This is a genomic window from Aerolutibacter ruishenii, from assembly GCF_007830115.1.
Taxonomy (GTDB): domain Bacteria; phylum Pseudomonadota; class Gammaproteobacteria; order Xanthomonadales; family Xanthomonadaceae; genus Aerolutibacter; species Aerolutibacter ruishenii.
The window spans coordinates 295,954-314,345 of sequence record NZ_VLKP01000001.1; the positions used below are offsets into that span (position 1 = coordinate 295,954).

General features: G+C 68.5%; 22 protein-coding genes and 1 tRNA gene. 5 read left to right on the top strand and 18 right to left on the bottom strand.

Features of this window, described 5'->3' with window-relative positions; genetic code table 11:
* Positions 1-304: 304 nt before the first annotated feature.
* The gene (locus IP93_RS01385; protein WP_144811226.1) at positions 305-1,252 is read right to left on the bottom strand and encodes an OmpA family protein; all 948 of its coding nucleotides are present in this window, start codon (positions 1,250-1,252) and stop codon (positions 305-307) included.
* The gene (locus IP93_RS01390; protein ID WP_144811227.1) at positions 1,252-1,632 is read right to left on the bottom strand and encodes a DUF4398 domain-containing protein; all 381 of its coding nucleotides are present in this window, start codon (positions 1,630-1,632) and stop codon (positions 1,252-1,254) included. Before IP93_RS01390 ends, IP93_RS01385 begins: the two co-directional genes overlap by 1 nt.
* A gap of 94 nt (positions 1,633-1,726) precedes the next feature.
* Between IP93_RS01390 and IP93_RS01395 the strand changes: the two genes are divergently transcribed.
* The gene (locus IP93_RS01395; protein ID WP_144811513.1) at positions 1,727-2,842 is read left to right on the top strand and encodes a PilT/PilU family type 4a pilus ATPase; all 1,116 of its coding nucleotides are present in this window, start codon (positions 1,727-1,729) and stop codon (positions 2,840-2,842) included.
* 16 nt (positions 2,843-2,858) lie between these two features.
* Here IP93_RS01395 and maiA read toward each other — a convergent pair whose 3' ends face one another.
* The 6 genes from maiA to rplM form a co-directional block, all read right to left on the bottom strand.
* Positions 2,859-3,521: a maleylacetoacetate isomerase gene (maiA, locus tag IP93_RS01400; protein WP_144811229.1), complete on the bottom strand. Its 663-nt coding sequence runs from the start codon at positions 3,519-3,521 to the stop codon at positions 2,859-2,861.
* 111 nt (positions 3,522-3,632) lie between these two features.
* Entirely contained in the window at positions 3,633-4,619 is a 987-nt protein-coding gene (locus IP93_RS01405) for a fumarylacetoacetate hydrolase family protein (RefSeq protein ID WP_144811230.1), read from the bottom strand.
* 83 nt (positions 4,620-4,702) lie between these two features.
* Positions 4,703-5,470: a hypothetical protein gene (locus tag IP93_RS01410; protein ID WP_144811232.1), complete on the bottom strand. Its 768-nt coding sequence runs from the start codon at positions 5,468-5,470 to the stop codon at positions 4,703-4,705.
* Between the two features lie 126 nt (positions 5,471-5,596).
* Positions 5,597-5,671 (bottom strand) — tRNA-Gln (locus IP93_RS01415).
* Positions 5,672-5,707: 36 nt separating this feature from the next.
* Positions 5,708-6,100 (bottom strand): 30S ribosomal protein S9, encoded by a 393-nt coding sequence (gene rpsI / locus IP93_RS01420; protein ID WP_144811234.1) that lies wholly within the window; start codon positions 6,098-6,100, stop codon positions 5,708-5,710.
* Positions 6,101-6,111: 11 nt separating this feature from the next.
* The gene (gene rplM / locus IP93_RS01425) at positions 6,112-6,540 is read right to left on the bottom strand and encodes a 50S ribosomal protein L13 (protein ID WP_144811235.1); all 429 of its coding nucleotides are present in this window, start codon (positions 6,538-6,540) and stop codon (positions 6,112-6,114) included.
* A 157-nt stretch (positions 6,541-6,697) separates the two neighbouring features.
* Between rplM and IP93_RS01430 the strand changes: the two genes are divergently transcribed.
* Both IP93_RS01430 and coq7 read left to right on the top strand, forming a co-directional pair.
* On the top strand, positions 6,698-7,936 hold the full coding sequence (locus IP93_RS01430; RefSeq protein ID WP_144811237.1) for a (Fe-S)-binding protein: 1,239 nt from the start codon (positions 6,698-6,700) through the stop codon (positions 7,934-7,936).
* Positions 7,937-7,945: 9 nt separating this feature from the next.
* Positions 7,946-8,587 (top strand): 2-polyprenyl-3-methyl-6-methoxy-1,4-benzoquinone monooxygenase, encoded by a 642-nt coding sequence (gene coq7 / locus IP93_RS01435; protein ID WP_144811239.1) that lies wholly within the window; start codon positions 7,946-7,948, stop codon positions 8,585-8,587.
* Between the two features lie 38 nt (positions 8,588-8,625).
* Here the strand turns inward: coq7 and speD are convergent, their stop codons facing one another.
* Positions 8,626-9,420: an adenosylmethionine decarboxylase gene (speD, locus tag IP93_RS01440; protein ID WP_144811240.1), complete on the bottom strand. Its 795-nt coding sequence runs from the start codon at positions 9,418-9,420 to the stop codon at positions 8,626-8,628.
* A gap of 180 nt (positions 9,421-9,600) precedes the next feature.
* On the opposite strand from speD, the gene crp reads away from it, so the two are divergent.
* Both crp and IP93_RS01450 read left to right on the top strand, forming a co-directional pair.
* Entirely contained in the window at positions 9,601-10,287 is a 687-nt protein-coding gene (gene crp, locus IP93_RS01445; protein WP_144811242.1) for a cAMP-activated global transcriptional regulator CRP, read from the top strand.
* Positions 10,288-10,293: 6 nt separating this feature from the next.
* On the top strand, positions 10,294-10,677 hold the full coding sequence (locus IP93_RS01450; protein ID WP_199747029.1) for a TFIIB-type zinc ribbon-containing protein: 384 nt from the start codon (positions 10,294-10,296) through the stop codon (positions 10,675-10,677).
* 1 nt (position 10,678) lies between these two features.
* On the opposite strand, the gene IP93_RS01455 is transcribed toward IP93_RS01450, so the two are convergent.
* The 9 genes from IP93_RS01455 to IP93_RS01490 form a co-directional block, all read right to left on the bottom strand.
* A complete protein-coding gene (locus tag IP93_RS01455; protein WP_425480007.1) occupies positions 10,679-11,449 on the bottom strand; it encodes a haloacid dehalogenase-like hydrolase in 771 nt (256 codons plus the stop codon).
* Positions 11,446-12,237, bottom strand: coding sequence for an indole-3-glycerol phosphate synthase TrpC (gene trpC, locus IP93_RS01460; RefSeq protein ID WP_144811244.1), 792 nt, complete (start codon positions 12,235-12,237; stop codon positions 11,446-11,448). The genes IP93_RS01455 and trpC overlap by 4 nt, the downstream gene beginning before the upstream one ends.
* A gap of 63 nt (positions 12,238-12,300) precedes the next feature.
* On the bottom strand, positions 12,301-13,338 hold the full coding sequence (trpD, locus tag IP93_RS01465; RefSeq protein ID WP_144811246.1) for an anthranilate phosphoribosyltransferase: 1,038 nt from the start codon (positions 13,336-13,338) through the stop codon (positions 12,301-12,303).
* Positions 13,339-13,367: 29 nt separating this feature from the next.
* Positions 13,368-13,949 carry an anthranilate synthase component II gene (locus IP93_RS01470; RefSeq protein WP_144811248.1) on the bottom strand — a complete coding sequence of 194 codons (582 nt, stop codon included), beginning with the start codon at positions 13,947-13,949 and terminating at the stop codon, positions 13,368-13,370.
* Between the two features lie 256 nt (positions 13,950-14,205).
* A complete protein-coding gene (locus IP93_RS01475; RefSeq protein WP_144811250.1) occupies positions 14,206-14,922 on the bottom strand; it encodes a hypothetical protein in 717 nt (238 codons plus the stop codon).
* A gap of 219 nt (positions 14,923-15,141) precedes the next feature.
* Positions 15,142-16,656 (bottom strand): anthranilate synthase component I, encoded by a 1,515-nt coding sequence (gene trpE / locus IP93_RS01480; RefSeq protein WP_144811251.1) that lies wholly within the window; start codon positions 16,654-16,656, stop codon positions 15,142-15,144.
* 118 nt (positions 16,657-16,774) lie between these two features.
* Entirely contained in the window at positions 16,775-16,921 is a 147-nt protein-coding gene (locus tag IP93_RS15580) for a hypothetical protein (RefSeq protein ID WP_158636243.1), read from the bottom strand.
* A 139-nt stretch (positions 16,922-17,060) separates the two neighbouring features.
* Positions 17,061-17,735 carry a ribulose-phosphate 3-epimerase gene (rpe, locus tag IP93_RS01485; RefSeq protein WP_144811253.1) on the bottom strand — a complete coding sequence of 225 codons (675 nt, stop codon included), beginning with the start codon at positions 17,733-17,735 and terminating at the stop codon, positions 17,061-17,063.
* 111 nt (positions 17,736-17,846) lie between these two features.
* The gene (locus IP93_RS01490) at positions 17,847-18,179 is read right to left on the bottom strand and encodes a J domain-containing protein (protein WP_144811255.1); all 333 of its coding nucleotides are present in this window, start codon (positions 18,177-18,179) and stop codon (positions 17,847-17,849) included.
* Positions 18,180-18,392 lie beyond the last annotated feature (213 nt).

Sequence of the window (18,392 nt, forward strand, 5' to 3'; positions counted from 1 at the left end):
CCGGGCGGTCGAGGCGTCGCGGGAAGTCTTCATGGTGGCCAGATCCATCCGGGGGCCGGGATCACAGGGCCCCGGCTCCGGCTTGCCGACGGCGGGATCCTTTGAATTCGACACCTGCTGCATGGGCCTGGCTCATCGCCAAGCGGAAAATGGACCGCTTGGAAGATTGACCCTACTCCTGCCAATCCGGGTGGGCAATAGGCCTTGGTTGAATACCGACGGAAGGTCGACCGGTCGCGCAGGCCCGGGCCCCGCCACATGGACCCCGCAGGCGATTGGCGAACTAAACCGCTGATGAATAACGCTATTTTGACGAAACGACGACATCCACCCGGCGGTTCGCGGCACGTCCGGCGGCGGTGCGGTTGTCCCCCACCGGCTGGTCGGCACCGTGGCCCACCGCCTGCACCCGCCCTGCCGCTACGCCGCCGGCAACGAGCGATGCACGCACCGCGTCGGCCCGCTGTTGCGACAGGCTGCGGTTGGCCGCGGCGCTGCCCTGGCTGTCGGTGTGGCCCTCGACCCGGGCGCGCGTGCCGGCGACCGCCTGCAGGTACGCGGACAGGGCCTTGACCGTTTTGGTGGCGCCCGGGGTCAGGCTGGCCTTGCCCGAGGCAAAGGACTCACCGGCCAGCGTGAAGACCTCGCCGCGGGCGTCCACCCGGGACGGCGGCAGCTTGGCCCCGGCCACGAGTTCGGCCTCCTGGCGGGCCAGTTGCAGCTCACGCGCGCGGGCGGCATTCAGCTTGGCCTCCTGGGCACCGGCCACGCCTTCCAGCGCGGTTTCCACGTCCTGGCGGACCAGGGCATCGGCTTCGGCCTGGGCCCGCAGGCGGGCGGCCTCTTCCGCTTGCAGCTGGGCCTCCATGCGCAGCCGCTCGGCCTCGGCGCGGGCACGGGCGGCATCCTGGCGCGAGGCTTCGAGCATGAGTTCACCACGTTCGCGATCCAGGCGGTCGATCTCGCGCTGCATGAGCTGGGTGCGGGCGGCGATCTCCGCCGTCTCCACCCGGCGCTCGGCCACGAACAGGGCCGCCTCGCGCTCGCGACCGGGCGCCTTGGCCAGCGCGTCCAGGGCCTGATGCGCCTGCAATCGCTCATAGGCGGCCAGCCCGGCGAACCTGGCATCGGCCTCCACGGCCACGAGTCGTGCGTTGAGGCGGGCCATGGCATCCGCCTTGTCCTGGGCAAACGCCTGGCCGGCGGCCAGGGTCAGGCCGAGGGCCATTGCGATCAACACCGGACGCGTCATCACGGCCCCTCCTCCAGTTGCAGGCGGCCACGCAGTTGGGCCACTTCGGCCTGGCGCTGGGCCAGTTCGGCGCGTGCCACGGCTTCGCGGCTCTTGGCATGGGCCAGGTCGGCCTCCGCGGCGGCGGCCAACGCCATGCGGCGGGCGTCCTCCTCCTTGCCTGCGGCCATGGCCGCCTGCGCGCGCACCAGTGCGTCGCGGGCGGTCTCCAGGTGGTCCGGCGCATGCTGCGCGGCGTCCGCGCCGTCGGCCCGTGCCACCGCCTGCTGCGCGCCGGAAAGTTCCTGGGTAGGCGGCGGCAGCGACGCACACGCACCGAGTGCACAGATCACGAACGTGGCCAGCAGCGGAAATCGAAAGTGTGCGAAGCTAGGATTCATCAAGGGGTGCCGTGATTGAGTGGGCTCGCGCGGCCATTGTCTTAAGCGGGTGGCTGCCTTGCAACGGTACGCCATCGCCACCGAGGAGTCGCACATGGACATCGGCTATTTCCTGAAGCTGATGACGGACAAGAACGCGTCGGACATGTTCCTGACCACCGGCGCCCCGGTGTATATCAAGATCGAGGGCAAGCTGCACCCGCTGGGCAGCACCGGCCTGCCCGCCGGCATGGTCAAGAAGATCGCCTACTCGCTGATGGGCGAAGGCCAGGTGCCGCAGTTCGAGCGCGACCTGGAGCTGAACATGGCCTACGGCCTGCCCGACTCCGGCCGTTTCCGCGTCAACGTGTTCAAGCAGCGTGGCGAAGTGGGCATGGTGATCCGCGCCATCCGCAGCACCATCCCCTCGATCGAGGAGCTGCAGCTGCCGCAGGTGCTGAAGGACATCATCATGGCCCCGCGCGGGCTGGTGCTGATCGTCGGCTCCACCGGTTCGGGCAAGTCGACCACGCTGGCGTCGATGATCGACCACCGCAACAGCAATACCAGCGGCCACATCCTCACCATCGAGGATCCGATCGAGTACCTGCACCGGCACAAGAAGTCGATCGTCAACCAGCGCGAGGTCGGCCTGGACACCCACGCCTTCCACAACGCGCTGAAGAACGCGATGCGCGAAGCGCCGGACGTGATCCTGATCGGCGAGATCCTGGATGCGACCACGATGGAAGCGGCGATTGCCTTCGCCGAAACCGGTCACCTGTGCCTGGCCACGCTGCACTCCAACAATGCCGACCAGACGCTGGAGCGCATCCTCAACTTCTTCCACGAATCGGCGCACAAGAACGTGCTGATGAACCTGGCGCTGAACCTCAAGGCGGTGGTCTCGCAGCGCCTGGTGGTCGGCACCGACGGCCGCCGCCTGCCGGCCGCCGAGGTACTGATCAACACCCCGCATGTGCGCGACCTGATGCGCCGCGGCCAGGTGCACGAGATCAAGCAGGCCATGGAGGAGTCGCTGGAAGACGGCATGGAGACCTTCGACCAGTGCCTGTTCCGCCTGCACAAGGAAGGCAAGATCGAGATGGAGGAGGCGTTGCGCGCCGCCGACTCGCGTGATGGCCTGGCGCTGAAATTCCGTCTGTCGGAGGGGGGCTCGGGCGAGCACGACCCCTACGCGGACGTGTTCGACACTGCGGCCTCGCACTGAGGCCGCGCACCGCGACTCAAGCGGGCGGGCAGTCGGGCTGGCGTTCGGGGCGGGCCGCGTCGAACGCGGGCAGCTCGCGACACGCCTGGTCAATCCGCGCAATGGTCGGAAACGCGCCGAGGTCCAAACCGAAGCGGCGTGCGTTGTAGACCTGCGGCACCAGGCAGCAGTCAGCCAGCGTGGGGCGGTCGCCTTCGCAGAACCGGCCCGTGGCGGGGTTGTCGTTGAGCATCGTCTCCACCGCGGTGAAGCCCTCGACGATCCAGTGCCGCACCCATTCGTCGCGCTCGGGCTGCGGCACGTTCCATTCACGATCGAAGTACTGCAACACCCGCAGGTTGTTGAGCGGGTGGATGTCGCACGCGACCATCTGCGCGATCGCGCGCACGCGCTGGCGGTCGCGCGCGACCGCAGGCAGCAGCGGCCGGTCTGGCCAGGTTTCGTCCAGGTACTCCAGGATCGCCACCGATTGGCGCAGCATGCGCTGTCCATGCTGCAGCACCGGCACCAGTCCCTGCGGATTGGCCGCGCGGAAAGCAGCCCCATGCTGCTCGCCGCCATCGCGGAGCAGGTGGACGGGGGCGATCTGGTAGGCCAACCCCTTGAGGTTGAGACCAATGCGCACCCGGTAGGCGGCGCTGGAGCGCCAGTAGGAATACAGCTTGAGCGTGTCGGTCACGTGCGGGCGTCCTGGTTCCCCGTTACCAGTTCCTTCCGCGACGTTACCGTCGCGAGCGGAAACCGACCGACCTTCGGTCGGCTCCCAAGGCCACTGGTCAGGCCATGCAGATCAGGCTGCGGGACCTTCGATGCGCTGTTCGATGGCGCCGAAGATGCTGGTGCCGTCGTGGTCGAGCATCTCGATGCGCACGCGGTCGCCGAATTTCATGAACGGCGTCACCGGCTTGCCCTGCTCAAGGGTCTCGACCGTGCGCCGCTCGGCAAAGCACGACGCGCCCAGCGAGGTGTCCTCGTTGGCCACCGTGCCCGAGCCGACGATGGTGCCGGCCGACAGCGGCCGGGTCTTGGCCGCATGCGCCACCAGTTGCGCGAAGTTGAACTGCATGTCCACGCCGGCTTCCGGCGCGCCGAACCACTCGCCGTTGACGTGGGTGAGCAGCGGCAGGTGCACCTTGCTGTCCTGCCAGGCCTGGCCCAGCTCGTCGGGCGTCACGAACACCGGGCTGAGCGCCGAACGCGGCTTGGATTGCAGGAAGCCGAAGCCCTTGGCCAGTTCGGCCGGGATGAGGTTGCGCAGCGAGACATCGTTGACCAGACCCACCAGCTGGATATGGCCGGCGGCCTGCTCGGCGGTCACCGCCATCGGCACGTCGTCGGTGACGATCACCACCTCGGCCTCCAGGTCGATGCCGTAGTCCTCGCTGACCACCTTCACCGGATCGCGCGGGCCATGGAAACCGGCGCTGACGGCCTGGTACATCAGCGGATCGACGTAGAAGCTTTCCGGCACCTCGGCGCCGCGCGCGCGACGCACGCGCTCGACGTGCGGCAGGTAGGCGCTGCCATCGACGAACTCGTAGGCACGCGGCAGCGGTGCCGCCAGCGCACTCATATCGACGTTGAATGCACCTTCGGCGGTGCCGGCATTGAGCGCGTCATAGAGCGCATTGAGTCGCGGAGCGGTGTTGGACCAGTCCTCCAGCGCGCGCTGCAGCGTGTCGGCGATGCCGGTCGCGCGCACGGCGCGGGAAAGGTCGCGGGAAACGACAATCAGCGCGCCGTCGCGGCCGCCTTCCTTCAACGATCCAAGTTTCATCGGAGTGATCCACCGTTATTTCTGCGCGATGCGCGAAAGTTACAATTGTAACTTCTGCGGGCACGCCACGCCGGCCGACCCGGCTACTCGCGGACGCAGACCACGTCCGGGTTGCTTGCCGCCATGGCCAGGCAGCGCTGCAGCTTGAGTGCCGCTTCCTGCGCCGCGCGCCGGCCCGCGGCAGTGTCGGCGGCCTGCTTGCCGCCGGTGCCGCGTCGGTCGCCACTGGCGGCCGCAACCGGGGAACGGGCCACGTCGAAGACGATGGACGCCAGCACCTGGTCCCTGGCGCGGTCGTTGTAGAACACGCCATAGGTACCGGCCGGCAGGCGCCAGGTCTCCACCTGGTCCCAGAAGCGGCCGTCGGAGAAGACACCGCGCGCACGCTCCGGCACCTGCGGCTGACGGGTGGCGGCGTTGACGAGGAGGACCTGCAGCGCGGCCCCTGCCGCGCCCGGGAAGCCGCCCTCGGCACGGATCACCCAGCCACCGGCAGAATCCTCGAAGGCCCGGCACGCCACGCCGGCGCAACGGATGTTGGCCAACCGCATGCCGTGCGCAACACCCTCACCGGCAACAGCGGTATCGCCGACGCGTTGCCACTGCCACGTCCGCGCCTCGGCCGCGACTGCGGTGTCGGCCACCGGTGTCGCTTCGCGTTGCACCACCGCCGGCGCAACGCGCGGTTGTATCGGGTCCGCCGTTCGCGATGGGACGTCCGCGGCACGCGAGCGGACCGCGTCCGCCGACCGCGGCTGCACCGCATCGGCCATGCGAGGCTGCACTTGCGCGTGTGCGGCCGCACACGCCACCAGGATCATCGCACCGGTCACGCCCTGCATACGCTTCATGCGGCCCCCCAGCCCCTTTTTGAGCCACCACTATCCGCGGGCCGCCCGCGGATGGCAATGATCGCCAAGGACGCCACGCTGCAGGCAACAAAAAACCCGCCTTGCGGCGGGTCCCTTGTTTTGTACTGGCAGCCCCGGAAGGATTCGAACCTCCGAATGTCTGAGTCAGAGTCAGATGCCTTACCGCTTGGCGACGGGGCTATGGAACAGATTGTAACCGAAGTGGTTGCAGAAGGATTAGCGCTTGGAGAACTGCGTAGCGCGACGTGCCTTGTGCAGACCGACCTTCTTGCGCTCGACTTCACGGGCGTCGCGGGTCATGAAGCCGGCCTTGCGCAGCTCGGACTTCAGCGACTCGTCGTACTCGACCAGCGCGCGGGCGATGCCCAGGCGGATGGCGCCGGCCTGGCCGGTGATGCCGCCGCCGGCGACCGTGATGGTCAGGTCGAAGGTGTCGGTGTGCTTGGTCAGCTCGAGCGGCTGGCGCACGATCATGCGGGCCGTCTCACGACCGAAGAAGTCTTCGATCGAACGCTGGTTGATGGTGATCTTGCCGTCGCCCTTGCGCAGGAAGACGCGGGCGGTGGACGACTTGCGGCGGCCGGTGCCGTAATTCTGCTGGAGTGCCATGTGTCAGTACCTTAGATGTCGAGCGGCTGCGGCTGCTGGGCGGCGTGCGGGTGCTCGGCACCCTTGTAGACCTTGAGCTTGCGGTACATGGCACGGCCGAGCGGATTCTTCGGCAGCATGCCCTTGACGGCGATCTCGATCACGCGCTCCGGGTGGCGCTCAAGCGCCTGGGCCAGGTTCTCGGTCTTCAGGTTGCCGACGTACCCGGTGAAGCGGTGGTACTTCTTGTCGAGCAGCTTGTTGCCCGTGACGGCGATCTTCTCGGCGTTGATCACGACGAGGTAGTCACCGGTATCGACGTGCGGGGTGTATACCGGCTTGTGCTTGCCGCGCAGGCGGCGGGCCAGCTCGGAAGCGAGGCGACCGAGGGTCTTGCCGGAGGCATCGACCACGTACCAGTCACGCTGGACGGTCTCATTCTTGGCGCTGAAAGTCTTCATGACTGCTCTACTGATGGGTACATGGTCGGGCTGGTTCCGCGGGCCATGGGCCACCGGAACTTCACCGCGCGATGTAAGGGCGGAACGAAAGAAGCGGGATTGTAGCCGGGCGATCACGCCACCGCAAGTCCGCAGCCGGCAATGGTAGCATCCGCCCATGCCTGCCGCATCCCCGCCCCCCACCGACCCGCTGGTGGCCCTGGCCGACCGCTGCGTGCAATGCGGCCTGTGCCTGCCGGTATGCCCCACCTACGTCCGCGACCGGCTGGAGGCGGAATCGCCGCGCGGCCGGATCGCGATCATGCGGGGCCTGGCGCTTGGCGCCATTGCCGCCAGCGACACGGGCGACGCGCACCTGGACCACTGCCTGGCCTGTCGCAGCTGCGAGGCCGTCTGTCCGGCCGGCGTGCAGTATGGCGCGCTGCTGGGCCTGCAGCGCACCCGGCAGCGTGCCCGGCGCGGCGCCCGCCTGTCGCAGCGGACGATCGAGTGGCTCGCCGCACGCCCTGCATGGCTGTCCACCCTGTTGGCGCTGTATCGATGGGGTTTTCCCTGGATGCCTGGCTGGCTGCGTCGATTGCCGCGGCCTCCCGCGCCTCCCATGGGGGGCAACGCCACACGCCTGGAGGCTGCGCTGCCATCCCGCGCACCCGGCACGGACGCGCTGCCACGCGGCAACGGCACGAGCCCGACCGTGGCGCCGGCACCCGCTGCCACGGTGGCGCTGTTCGCCGGCTGCGCGGGGCATGTCTTCGAAGCCCCCGTGCGCGCGCAACTGGCAGCGCTGTGCCGCGACCTGGGTTACCGCGTCACCGATGCACCGGGCCAGACGTGCTGCGGCACGCTCCATCGCCATGCAGGTGATGCGGACGCGGCATCGCGGCTGGCAATCCGCAACGCGACCGCGCTACGGGATGTCGACCACGTGTTGACCCTGGCGTCGGGCTGCCATGAAGCCGTGGCCGAGGCGGCTGGCACCCGCAGCGAGGACGCGATCGCCTTCCTCGGGCGGCACCTGCAGCGCTTGGACTGGGCCAGCTGCGGCGACCATGTGGCCGTGCACCTGCCCTGCACCCAGCGCAACATCACCCGCACCGTTCCGGCATTGCGCCACCTGCTTGCCGCGGTCCCGGGCCTGAAGGTCACCGAGTTGAGCGCCGGTTCCGGCTGCTGTGGCGCGGCGGGCACGGCGATGCTGCAGGACCCGGCACGCGCCGCCGGCTACCGCCAGCCGCTGCTGGACCAGCTCGCCGCCAGCGGCGCCAACCGCCTGCTGAGCGCCAACCTGGGTTGCCGCCTGCATCTGGGCACGGGCACCGCGGTGACCGTCGAACACCCGCTGGAATTCCTGCTGGGTTTGGCACGGATCAAGAACACGTCACCGGCGGCGTCCTAGACTGCACCCATGCATACACGCGCCCTCACCCCATTCGACCGCCTGGCCGTGGAAGCCCAGCGCGCCCTGGAAACCGTGCTCGGCAGCCCGCCGGCGGTCCGCGCCAACCCGGCGGCCGGGCAGGCCGATGTCCTGCTGGACGATGGCAAACGCCGCCATGCCGCCGGACTGATGCGCATCAACCACGTGGGCGAGGTCTGCGCGCAGGCGCTGTACTGCGGCCAGGCGGCCGTCGCCCGCGATGCCGGCACGCGCGAGCATCTCCTGGAGGCCGCACAGGAAGAGACCGACCACCTGGCCTGGTGCGCCGATCGCCTGCGCGAGCTGGACAGCCGCCCAAGCCTGCTCAACCCGCTGTGGTACGCGGGCAGCTTCGCCATAGGCGCGCTCGCGGGGCTGCGCGGGGACGGGTGGAACCTGGGCTTCGTGGTCGAGACCGAACGCCAGGTGGAGGCGCACATCGACGAGCACCTGGCCTCGCTGCCGCCGGAGGATGGTCGCAGTCGCGCCATCCTTGAGGTAATGAAGGCCGACGAGGCGCGGCATGCGGACGAGGCGGAGGCGGCCGGGGCGCGGGCATTGCCGACGCCGGTGCCGGCGTTGATGGCGGCGGCGTCGAAGGTGATGAAGGCGATCGCCTACAGGATCTAGGGTGTGGGGCCGGAGCCGGGCAGCGGGTGCGCGGGTGATCAGTCGACCAGGTTGCGGCCGTGGTACAGCTCTTCGATCTCGCGGCGCAGGCGCGCTTCGATCTTCATGCGCTCCTTGAACGACAGGTTCTTGGCCTTCTCCTCGAACAGGTAGGTGTCGAGGTCGAAATCCTTCAGGTGCATCTTGGTGTGGAAGATGTTTTCCTGGTAGACGTTCACGTCGAGCATCTCGTAGCGCGAGCGCACGTTCTTGGCCAGGTAGTCCTGGATCGAGTTGATCTTGTGGTCGATGTAGTGCTTCTTGCCCTTGATGTCGCGGGTGAAGCCACGGACGCGGTAGTCCATGATCACGATGTCGGACTCGAGGCTCTCGATCAGGTAGTTCAGCGCCTTCAGCGGCGAGATCACGCCGCAGGTGGCCACGTCGATGTCGGCGCGGAAGGTCGCGATGCCGCTGTCCGGGTGGGTTTCCGGATAGGTGTGCACGGTGATGTGCGACTTGTCCATGTGCGCGACCACGGCGTCGGAGATGATCTCCTTGCCGGCGGCCTTCTTGTCGATCACCGGCTCTTCCGAGATCAGGATCGTGACCGATGCGCCCTGCGGGTCGTAGTCCTGGCGCGCGATGTTGAGGATGTTGGCGCCAATGATCTCGGCCACATCGGTCAGGATCTGGGTCAGGCGGTCGGCGTTGTAAGCCTCGTCGATGTACTCGATGTAGCGCTGGCGCTCGTCCTCGGAGGCGGCGTAGCACACGTCATAGATATTGAACGACAGGGCCTTGGTGAGGTTGTTGAAACCCTGCAGCCGCAAGCGCGGCAACGGCTTGACCACGGTCTTTGTCCCGGTGATGCGAGGAAGGGGGGCAATTATGGGGCATATTGCACCCCCCCGGGGAAACGGACGTCAATTCTTCCACCCGGGGAACCACTGACCCGGCAGGACAGATCCTGACCATTTGCGACATTGCGCGCTTGGCCCTAAGCTCCGTGGATAATGCTGAATATCGACTCAATGCCCTCCAGACCGGCCGAATCCGTGACAGTCCAGCGCCATGCCAGCCCCCTCCTGCCTGACGGGGCCACCATTGAACGCTTTCTTGCCCACTGCCACCGTCGCCGGTATCCGTCGCGTACGGACGTGTTCCGGCCTGGAGACGTGGCCAGCACGCTGTACTACGTGGTTTCCGGCTCGGTCAGCATCATCGCCGAGGAGGAAGACGGCCGCGAACTGGTGCTGGGCTATTTCGGCCCGGGGGAATTCGTCGGCGAACTGGGCCTGTTCATCGAGAGCACGCAGCGCGAGGTCATCCTGCGGACGCGCAGTGTGTGCGAACTGGCCGAGATCGGCCACGAGCGCTTCTACGACCTGCTGCTGACCCGCCTGGCCCCGGACGCACCGAAATTGCTGTATGCCATCGGCGCGCAGATATCCCGCCGCCTGCTGGACACCAGCCGCAAGGCCGGCCGCCTGGCCTTCCTGGACGTGACCGACCGCATCGTCCGCGCGCTGCACGACCTGGCCATGGAGCCGGAGGCGATGAGCCATCCGGACGGCACCCAGATCCGCGTGTCGCGCCAGGAGCTGTCACGCCTGGTGGGCTGCTCGCGCGAGATGGCCGGCCGCGTGCTGAAGAAGCTGCAGGCTGACGGCAAACTGCACGCCCGCGGCAAGACCGTGGTCCTGTATGGCACCCGCTGAACCATGATGAGCGCGGTACTGTCGTGCCCGAAATGCGGCTCGCCGATGGAGCGGGTCGTACGCCTGGCGGGCCATGCCGACCGTTGCACGCGTTGCGGCGGCCTGTGGTTCGAGATGATGGAACACGAGCACCTGAAGGATGCCGCCGCGGCGATCGACACCGGCGACGCGCAGGTGGGCCAGGAGTACAACCGGATTGACCGGATCAGTTGCCCCAGCTGTCCGGCGAGCCCGCTGATCCGCATGGTGGACCCGCAGCAGCCGCACATCTGGTTCGAGAGCTGCAAGCGCTGCTACGGGCGCTTTTATGACGCAGGCGAGTTCCGCGACTTCGCCGAGCACACCTTCGCCGAGTTCTTCCGCGACCTGGACGCGCCGGCGCGCGAGTGATTCAGGCCACGGGGTCGCCGCCGCGGCCGGGGCAACCCCAGTTGAGGATTGGCGTGCACTCCGGCAGCAGCCGGCGGAACATCGCCACGCGCGAGGGTTTGGGATTGACCACCACCGGCCGGGCCGCGGCCTGCAACAACGGCAGGTCGGCGCTGCTGTCGGTATAGGCCACCGCGACCGGCGCGGTGAAGCCGGCTTCGCGCAGCATCACCATCTTCATTGCATGGTGGCAATGGCGGCGGGGGCCGACGCCGCCCAGGCGGGGCACGACCTCGGTGCCGACCACGGGCACGTCCTCGTGGGCAACGAACGCCAGGATGGCCCGGGCCAGCTCAGGCGGTGCGCCGGTGGCGACGACCACCCGGTCCCCCGCGGTGCGGTGGCGGTGAAACACCTCGAGCGCGACCGGCAACAGGCGTTCGCGGATTTCGTCCGTGTGCAGCGCCACGTAACGGTCGATGGCCGCGTTGAAGTCCCCCACGCCCCGCATGCCCAGCGACCCGGCCCAGACGAAGGCCGAGATGCCATGCCGTCGTGTCGGCAGGAACGCGATCAAGGGGGCGAACACCGGCGCCAGCACCAGTGCCAGCAGGCGGCGCCACCAGTGGCGCTTCACCAGCCAGGCGAACAGGTGGGTGCCGGAGTCGCCGTCGTACAGGGTGTGGTCGAAGTCGAACACCACCAGCGGGGCGTCGATGCGCACCCCCGGATACGGGACGACGCGCGCGGGGGCATCCGGCGCTGCGTCCTGCATGGCGCCCTGCCCGCTCATGCGCCGAACATCGCCTTGAGCGCCACGCCCGGCTCCGGCTGGCGCATGAACGATTCACCGACCAGGAACGTGTGGATGCCGGCGCCGCGCATGCGCGCCACGTCGTCGCGATTGGCGATGCCGCTTTCGGTGACCATGATGCGGTCGGCGGGCATCGCCGCCTTCAGTTCCAGCGACGTGTCGAGCGAGACCTCGAAGGTGCGCAGGTTGCGGTTGTTGACGCCGATCAGCTGGCAATCGGTCTGCAGCGCGCGCTCCAGTTCGTCGATGTCGTGCACTTCCAGCAACACGTCCATGCCCAGCTCGTGCGCCAGGTTGGCCATCTCGATCATCGGTCCATCCTCGAGCGCGGCCACTATCAGCAGGATGGCGTCGGCGCCGATCATGCGCGCCTCGTACACCTGGTACGGGTCAACGATGAAGTCCTTGCGGATCACCGGCAGGCTGCAGGCCGCGCGCGCCTCGCCGAGGTAGGCGTTGCTGCCCTGGAAGAAGTCCACGTCGGTCAGCACCGACAGGCAGGCCGCGCCACCGGCCTCGTAGCTGCGGGCGATGGACGCAGGGTCGAAGTCCTTGCGGATCAGGCCCTTGGACGGACTCGCCTTCTTGACCTCGGCGATCACCGCGGCATCGCCGGCGTCGAGCTTGCGCTGGATGGCGCGCACGAAGCCGCGTGCCGGCGCCTGCTGCGCGGCACGCGCGCGCAGTTCTTCCAGCGGCCGCACGCGGCTGCGCTGCTCGATCTCCTCGGCCTTGCGGGCGAGGATGCGATTGAGGATGTCACTCATGCGGTTCTTCCGGAATGCGTGGGGATGCGGACCTGGGCGGCGGCGGATGCACGGAGGGGCATGTCAGCCGGCTGCCGCCAGTTCGCGGGTGACGCGGACGAAGGTCTCCATGCGCGCACGCGCCGCACCGGAGGCCATGGCGTGCCGCGCGCGGGCAATGCCATCGGCAATCGAGTCCGCCACGCCGGCCACGTACAGCGCGGCACCCGCGTTGAGCGCGACGATCTCGCGCGGCAGGCCGGGCGCGTCGTTCAGCGCTTCCCGGACCATCGCGATCGATTCCTGTGCGTTGGCCACGCGCAGGTTGCGGCTGGCGGCCATGGCGATGCCGAAGTCCTCGGGGTGGATCTCGTACTCACGGACCACGCCGTCGCGCAATTCGCCGACCAGGGTGGCGGCGCCGAGCGAGATCTCGTCCATGCCGTCGCGACCCCAGACCACCAGCGCGCGCTGCGCGCCCAGTTGCTGCAGCACGCGCACCTGGATGCCGACCAGGTCGGGGTGGAACACGCCCATCAGGATGTTGGGCGCATCGGCGGGGTTGGTCAGCGGGCCGAGGATGTTGAACAGGGTGCGCACGCCCATCTCGCGGCGCACGGGCGAGACCACCTTCATCGCCGGGTGATGCAACGGGGCGTACATGAAGCCGATGCCGCAGGTATCCAGGCACCTGGAGACCTGCTCGGGCTGCAGCTCGATGGTCGCGCCCAGCGCCTCCAGCGCGTCGGCACTGCCGGAGCTGGACGACACGCTGCGCCCGCCGTGCTTGGCGACCTTGCCGCCCGCGGCGGCGATGACGAACGTGCTGGCGGTGGAAATGTTGAAGGTATTGCCGCCATCGCCACCGGTGCCGACGATGTCGACCAGGTGGGTGCGGTCGGCGATGTCGACCTTGCGCGACAGTTCGCGCATCACCGTGGCCGCGCCGGTAATCTCGCCGATGGTCTCCTTCTTGACGCGCAGGCCGGTGAAGATCGCCGCGGTCATCACCGGCGAGACTTCGCCGCGCATGACCATGCGCATCAGGTCCACCATCTCGTCGTGGAAGATCTCGCGGTGCTCGATGGTGCGTTGCAGGGCTTCCTGCGGGGTGATCGGCATGGGGGCTCCGGGCTGTGGCGCGCGACGACTCACGCGCGCTGGAGGAAATTGCGCAGCAGCGCGTGGCCGTGCTCGGTGAGGATGGACTCGGGATGGAACTGCACGCCTTCGACCGGATGTTCGCGGTGGCGCAGGCCCATGATCTCCTCGAAGGAACCGTCGGGATTCTCGGTCCAGGCGGTGACTTCAAGGCCGTCGGGCAACGTGTCGCGGTCCACCACCAGCGAGTGGTAGCGGGTGGCCTCGTAGGCATCGGGCAACCCCGCGAAGACGCCGCTGCCTTCGTGGCGGATGCGCGACGTCTTGCCGTGCATGATGTTCTTCGCGCGGATGACGTTGCCGCCGTAGGCCTGACCGATGCCCTGGTGGCCCAGGCACACGCCGAGCAGCGGCGTGGTGGGGCCGAGTTCGCGGATCACGTCGACCGACACGCCGGCTTCATTGGGCGTGCACGGACCCGGCGAAATGACAATGCGGTCCGGCGCCAGCGCCCGGATCTGCGGCACGGTCAGTTCATCGTTGCGCACCACCTTGACCTCGGCGCCCAGCGACTGCAGGTACTGGACGAGGTTCCAGGTGAAGGAATCGTAGTTGTCGATCATCAGCAGCATGGCGCTTCTCCGGCCGGGATCCCGCGTACTTCGTGGCCGGCCCAGGCATGCAGCAGCTGCCCGCTCCCGTACCCCGCGCGCGTTGCACGCACGCCTGCCGCGGTGGCAGGTGCCCATTGTGCCGCATCCCGTCGGTTCCTTCTGCAACCGGCCGCGCCGAACGGGTGCGGCAACGCGGTCGGCAGCCCATTGCGCCGCGGCCGCCAGCGGTGTGCGCCTGCCGGCCGCGATCCGGCCCACCCACCGCTCGTCCGGCTTACCCGCGCGAGCGGATCTCCACGACGTCGTCACGACGCAACGGCACCGGGGCGCTGTCGATCCGGGCCTTGGTTTCCGCCAGCATGGCCGGCAGCACCACCAGGTAGCTGACCAGCCCTTCGGTCAGTTCGACCAGCTGCTCGGCCACCTCGCGGTCGATGGTGGCTTCATCCTCGAAACGGTGGCCGATGGCACCTGCGGGGGCCAGCAACGGGGCGATGTTCTGCAGCGGCCTGGCGAGATCGACCTCCTTGATCAGGGCATCCAGCTCCCGCGAGAGTGGCAGTTCGCGCTTGTCGGCCCCCAGCAGCCGCTTGGCCAAGCCGTCCAGGAAGTGGCGCATGGTGATGGCCGACGCGCCCCACTCGGCGTGGTTGAACAGCTTGATGGCCGACTCGTAGGTACGCCCCAGCGGCGCGGACAGCGTGCGCAGGTGTTCGATGCCCGCGACCAGTTCGCGACCGCTGGCGGGCGGATCGATGTAGAGGATGGGCGGCGCCTCATCGTCGCGACGGTCGAACTTGAGCAGGAACATCACATCGCCGCTGCAGCGCGGGCATGGCGCTTCGGCCACGGCCAGCAGGCGTGCATGCTGGTGCCAGGCGACCGGGCTGAAGGTGGCCTCGCGCAGGCAATGCGGGCACACCAGTTCTATCTGTTGCGGATGGCCGTTGGAAAATCGGGCCAGGACTTTCGACTCGTGGACGACTTGCATGGCAGCCCCCTCAAGGTCACGTCACCGATGCCGCACGGATCCCCGGTCCATTGGAGGGCCGCTCCTGTGAAGGAAACGTTGTGAAGGGCACCCCGGGGCCACCGGCCATCGGTCTGCGCTGACCGGCCGCGCCGCGCGATTCGAGGCGGCAGGGCACTCAAGGCGCGACATGACGCGCATGCATCCGCATCCGCGACACGCGTGACCCCCTTGTGGCACTCAGAGCCCGCGCGCGGCCTCGGCCACGGCGCGGAACAGCGCGCGGCCCTTGTTCATCGTCTCCTCCCACTCCTTCTGCGGGTCGGAGTCGAAGACAATGCCGGCACCGGCCTGCACGTACAGACGGCCGTCCTGGATCACGGCGGTGCGGATGGCGATGGCGGTGTCCGCATCGCCATTGCGACCCGGTTCGCTCCAGCCCAGGTAGCCGATGCTGCCGGCATAGACATTGCGGCGCGTGGGCTCCAGTTCGCGGATCACCTCCAGCGCGCGGATCTTGGGCGCGCCGCTGACCGTGCCCGCGGGGAAGGTGGCGCGCAGCACGTCGGCGTAGCTCAGGCCGTCACGCAGCTCGCCGGTGACTTCGCTGACGATGTGCATGACGTGGCTGTAGCGTTCGATCACGAACTGTTCGCCCACTTCCACCGTGCCCGGCTTGCTGACCCGGCCGACGTCGTTGCGGCCCAGGTCGATGAGCATCAGGTGCTCGGCGCGTTCCTTGGGGTCGGCCAGCAGTTCGGCCTCGAGTGCGTCATCCTGTTCGGGCGTGGCGCCGCGCGGGCGGGTGCCGGCGATCGGGCGCACGGTCACCTCGCCGCGGCCCTGCGCGTCGTGCTGCAGGCGCACCAGGATCTCCGGCGAGGAGCCCACCACCTGCATGTCGCCCACGTCGAGGAAGTACATGTACGGCGACGGGTTGAGCGCGCGCAGGGCGCGGTACACGTCCACCGGGCGCGCCTTGAACGGCACGCTCAGGCGCTGGCTCAGCACCACCTGGAAGATGTCGCCGGCACGGATGTACTCCTTCGACTTCTCCACCGCGTCGATGAAGCCCTCGCGGGTGAATCCGCTGACGAAATCCGCTTCGTCCAGCACCTGCCCTTCCAGCGACCGGGGGTAGCCGGAGCCGCCCTGGCGCAGGCGATGCACCAGTTCATCGAGGCGGCGGTTGGCCTTGGCCAGCGCGCGCGGGTTGTTGGCTTCGGCATGCACGATCAGGTACAGCCGGCCCTTGAGGCTGTCGAAGACCGCGACCTCCTCGCTCTGCATCAGCAGGATATCGGGCGTGCCCAGTTCGTCCGGCAAGGGTCGACGCTCGTGCGCGGCAGCCAGGCGCGGCTCCAGGTACTGGATGCATTCGAAGCCGAACCAGCCGACCAGGCCGCCGGTGAAGCCCGGCAGGCCCGGCACGCGTGGCACGGAGTACGCGGCGCGCAGGCGCTCGACCTCGGCGAAGGGGTCGTCGACGGTGCGGCTCTCGACCAGCTCACCATCCTCGGTCACGAACAGCGTGTGGCCAGCGAAGGCGTACACGCGCCTGGCCGGCAGGCCGATGATCGAATAGCGGCCGAAGCGCTCACCGCCTTCGACCGATTCAAACAGGTAGGTGTGCGGACCGTCGGCGAGCTTCAGGTACACCGACAACGGCGTGTCGAGGTCGGACAGCACCTCGCGCACGACGGGGACATGGGTGTGGCCTTCAGTGGCGTGCGGCTGCAGGGAAACGGGGGACATCACGCGGGAATTCCTCAAGGAGCGACGGGGCGGCGGCAACGGCGGCACGGGGCCACCATCGCCAACCCACGTTGGCCAGAAGGGAATGCGGGTCCGCCCGGGAGATCATGCGGATACTCTAGCCGTTGACGTCCGGGTCCGCGACCGTTGCGGCCGCAAACGCGGGGCCAGGCGGCATCACGATGCCGTGTTCCGGCATGTCCGGCATGTCGACGAAGCCCGGCAGCCGCACGCGACTGCCGTCGTGAACGCCTCGTCCTGTCATCATCGCGTCACGGTCGACCCGGAGCATGGAAGGCCATAGCAGGGACGACAGGCGGGGGCGGGATTGCCCTCAGAACACACAAGGCCGGTGCCCGTGATGGGCATCGGCCTTGTACTTTGCGACACCCGGCTCGATCGGCTCAGCCGCGCACGCCGGCCACCGCTGCCCTCATCCGGCCGATGACGTCAGCGTAGTCGGGTGCGTTGAAGATGGCCGAACCAGAAACGAAGGTGTCGGCACCGGCGGCCGCGATCTCGGCGATGTTGTCGGCCTTCACCCCGCCATCGATTTCCAGGCGGATGGGGCGGCCGACGCGGTCGATCATCTCGCGCACGCGGCGAAGCTTGTCGAGCGTGGTGGGAATGAACGCCTGCCCGCCGAAGCCCGGGTTGACCGACATCAGCAGCACCATGTCCAGCTCGCCCAGCGCCCAGTCCAGCACTTCCAGCGGCGTCGCCGGGTTCAGCACCAGGCCGGCCTGGCAGCCGTGCGACTTGATCAGCTGGATGGTGCGGTGCGCGTGGCGGCTGGCTTCCGGGTGGAAGGTGATCATGGTCGCGCCGGCCTTGGCGAAGTCCGGCACCAGCGTGTCCACCGGCTCCACCATCAGGTGCACGTCGATCGGCGCGGTGACGCCGTGTTTGCGCAGCGCCTCGCACACCAGCGGGCCGATGGTCAGGTTGGGCACGTAATGGTTGTCCATCACGTCGAAGTGCACCCAGTCGGCGCCGGCCTTCAGCACGTTGTCGACCTCCTCGCCGAGCTTGGCGAAGTTGGCCGAGAGGATGGACGGGGCGATGACGGTGGGTTGCATGGGCGGCTCGTGGGATGGTTGCGGCGGGGTCGTGGGTGACGGCGGCTTGGGGCGTCGTCGGGTGTCGGTGGCCGAATCAGCTTCTGATGCCGGCGCAGGCAATGCGGCCGTTCACCGCTTGCGCAGCGTCTTGATGCGGTCGTAGGCGGCGTTGATCTCGCGCGCCTTGGCCTCGGCCTGCTCGCGCAACTCGGGGGCGGCGCCGGCCATGCGGTCGGGGTGGTACTGCGAGATCAACCGGCGGTAGGCCTGGTCGACCTCGGCGTCGCTGGCGTCGGAGGTCAGGCCGAGCGCGGCGTAGGGGTTGTCGCGGCGGAGCTTGAACCAGTCCGCGTCGAAGGCGTGGCCGATCAGCAGGCCGATCAGCGCGCCCAGCGGCGGGTTGCCGCGCAGCAGCGCGGCCCCGGCGAAGAAACCGAGCAGCTTGCCGTACCAGCGCTTCATGCGGGGGGCCTTGCGGTCATGCGGACGGTCATGCGGAGGGCCTCTGGCCGGCCCGGATGCGGGCCACCGCGCATTTTACCTGCAACGGCGGCCCGGACCGTCGTACACTGCCCGGCCCGGTCGCGCCCGCGCGCGGGTCAAGGCCCTTCCCGGCGACACCTGCCGGCGATCGGCGGCGATGCCAGGCGTGCTGCGGCGGGGGTCCGCGCACAC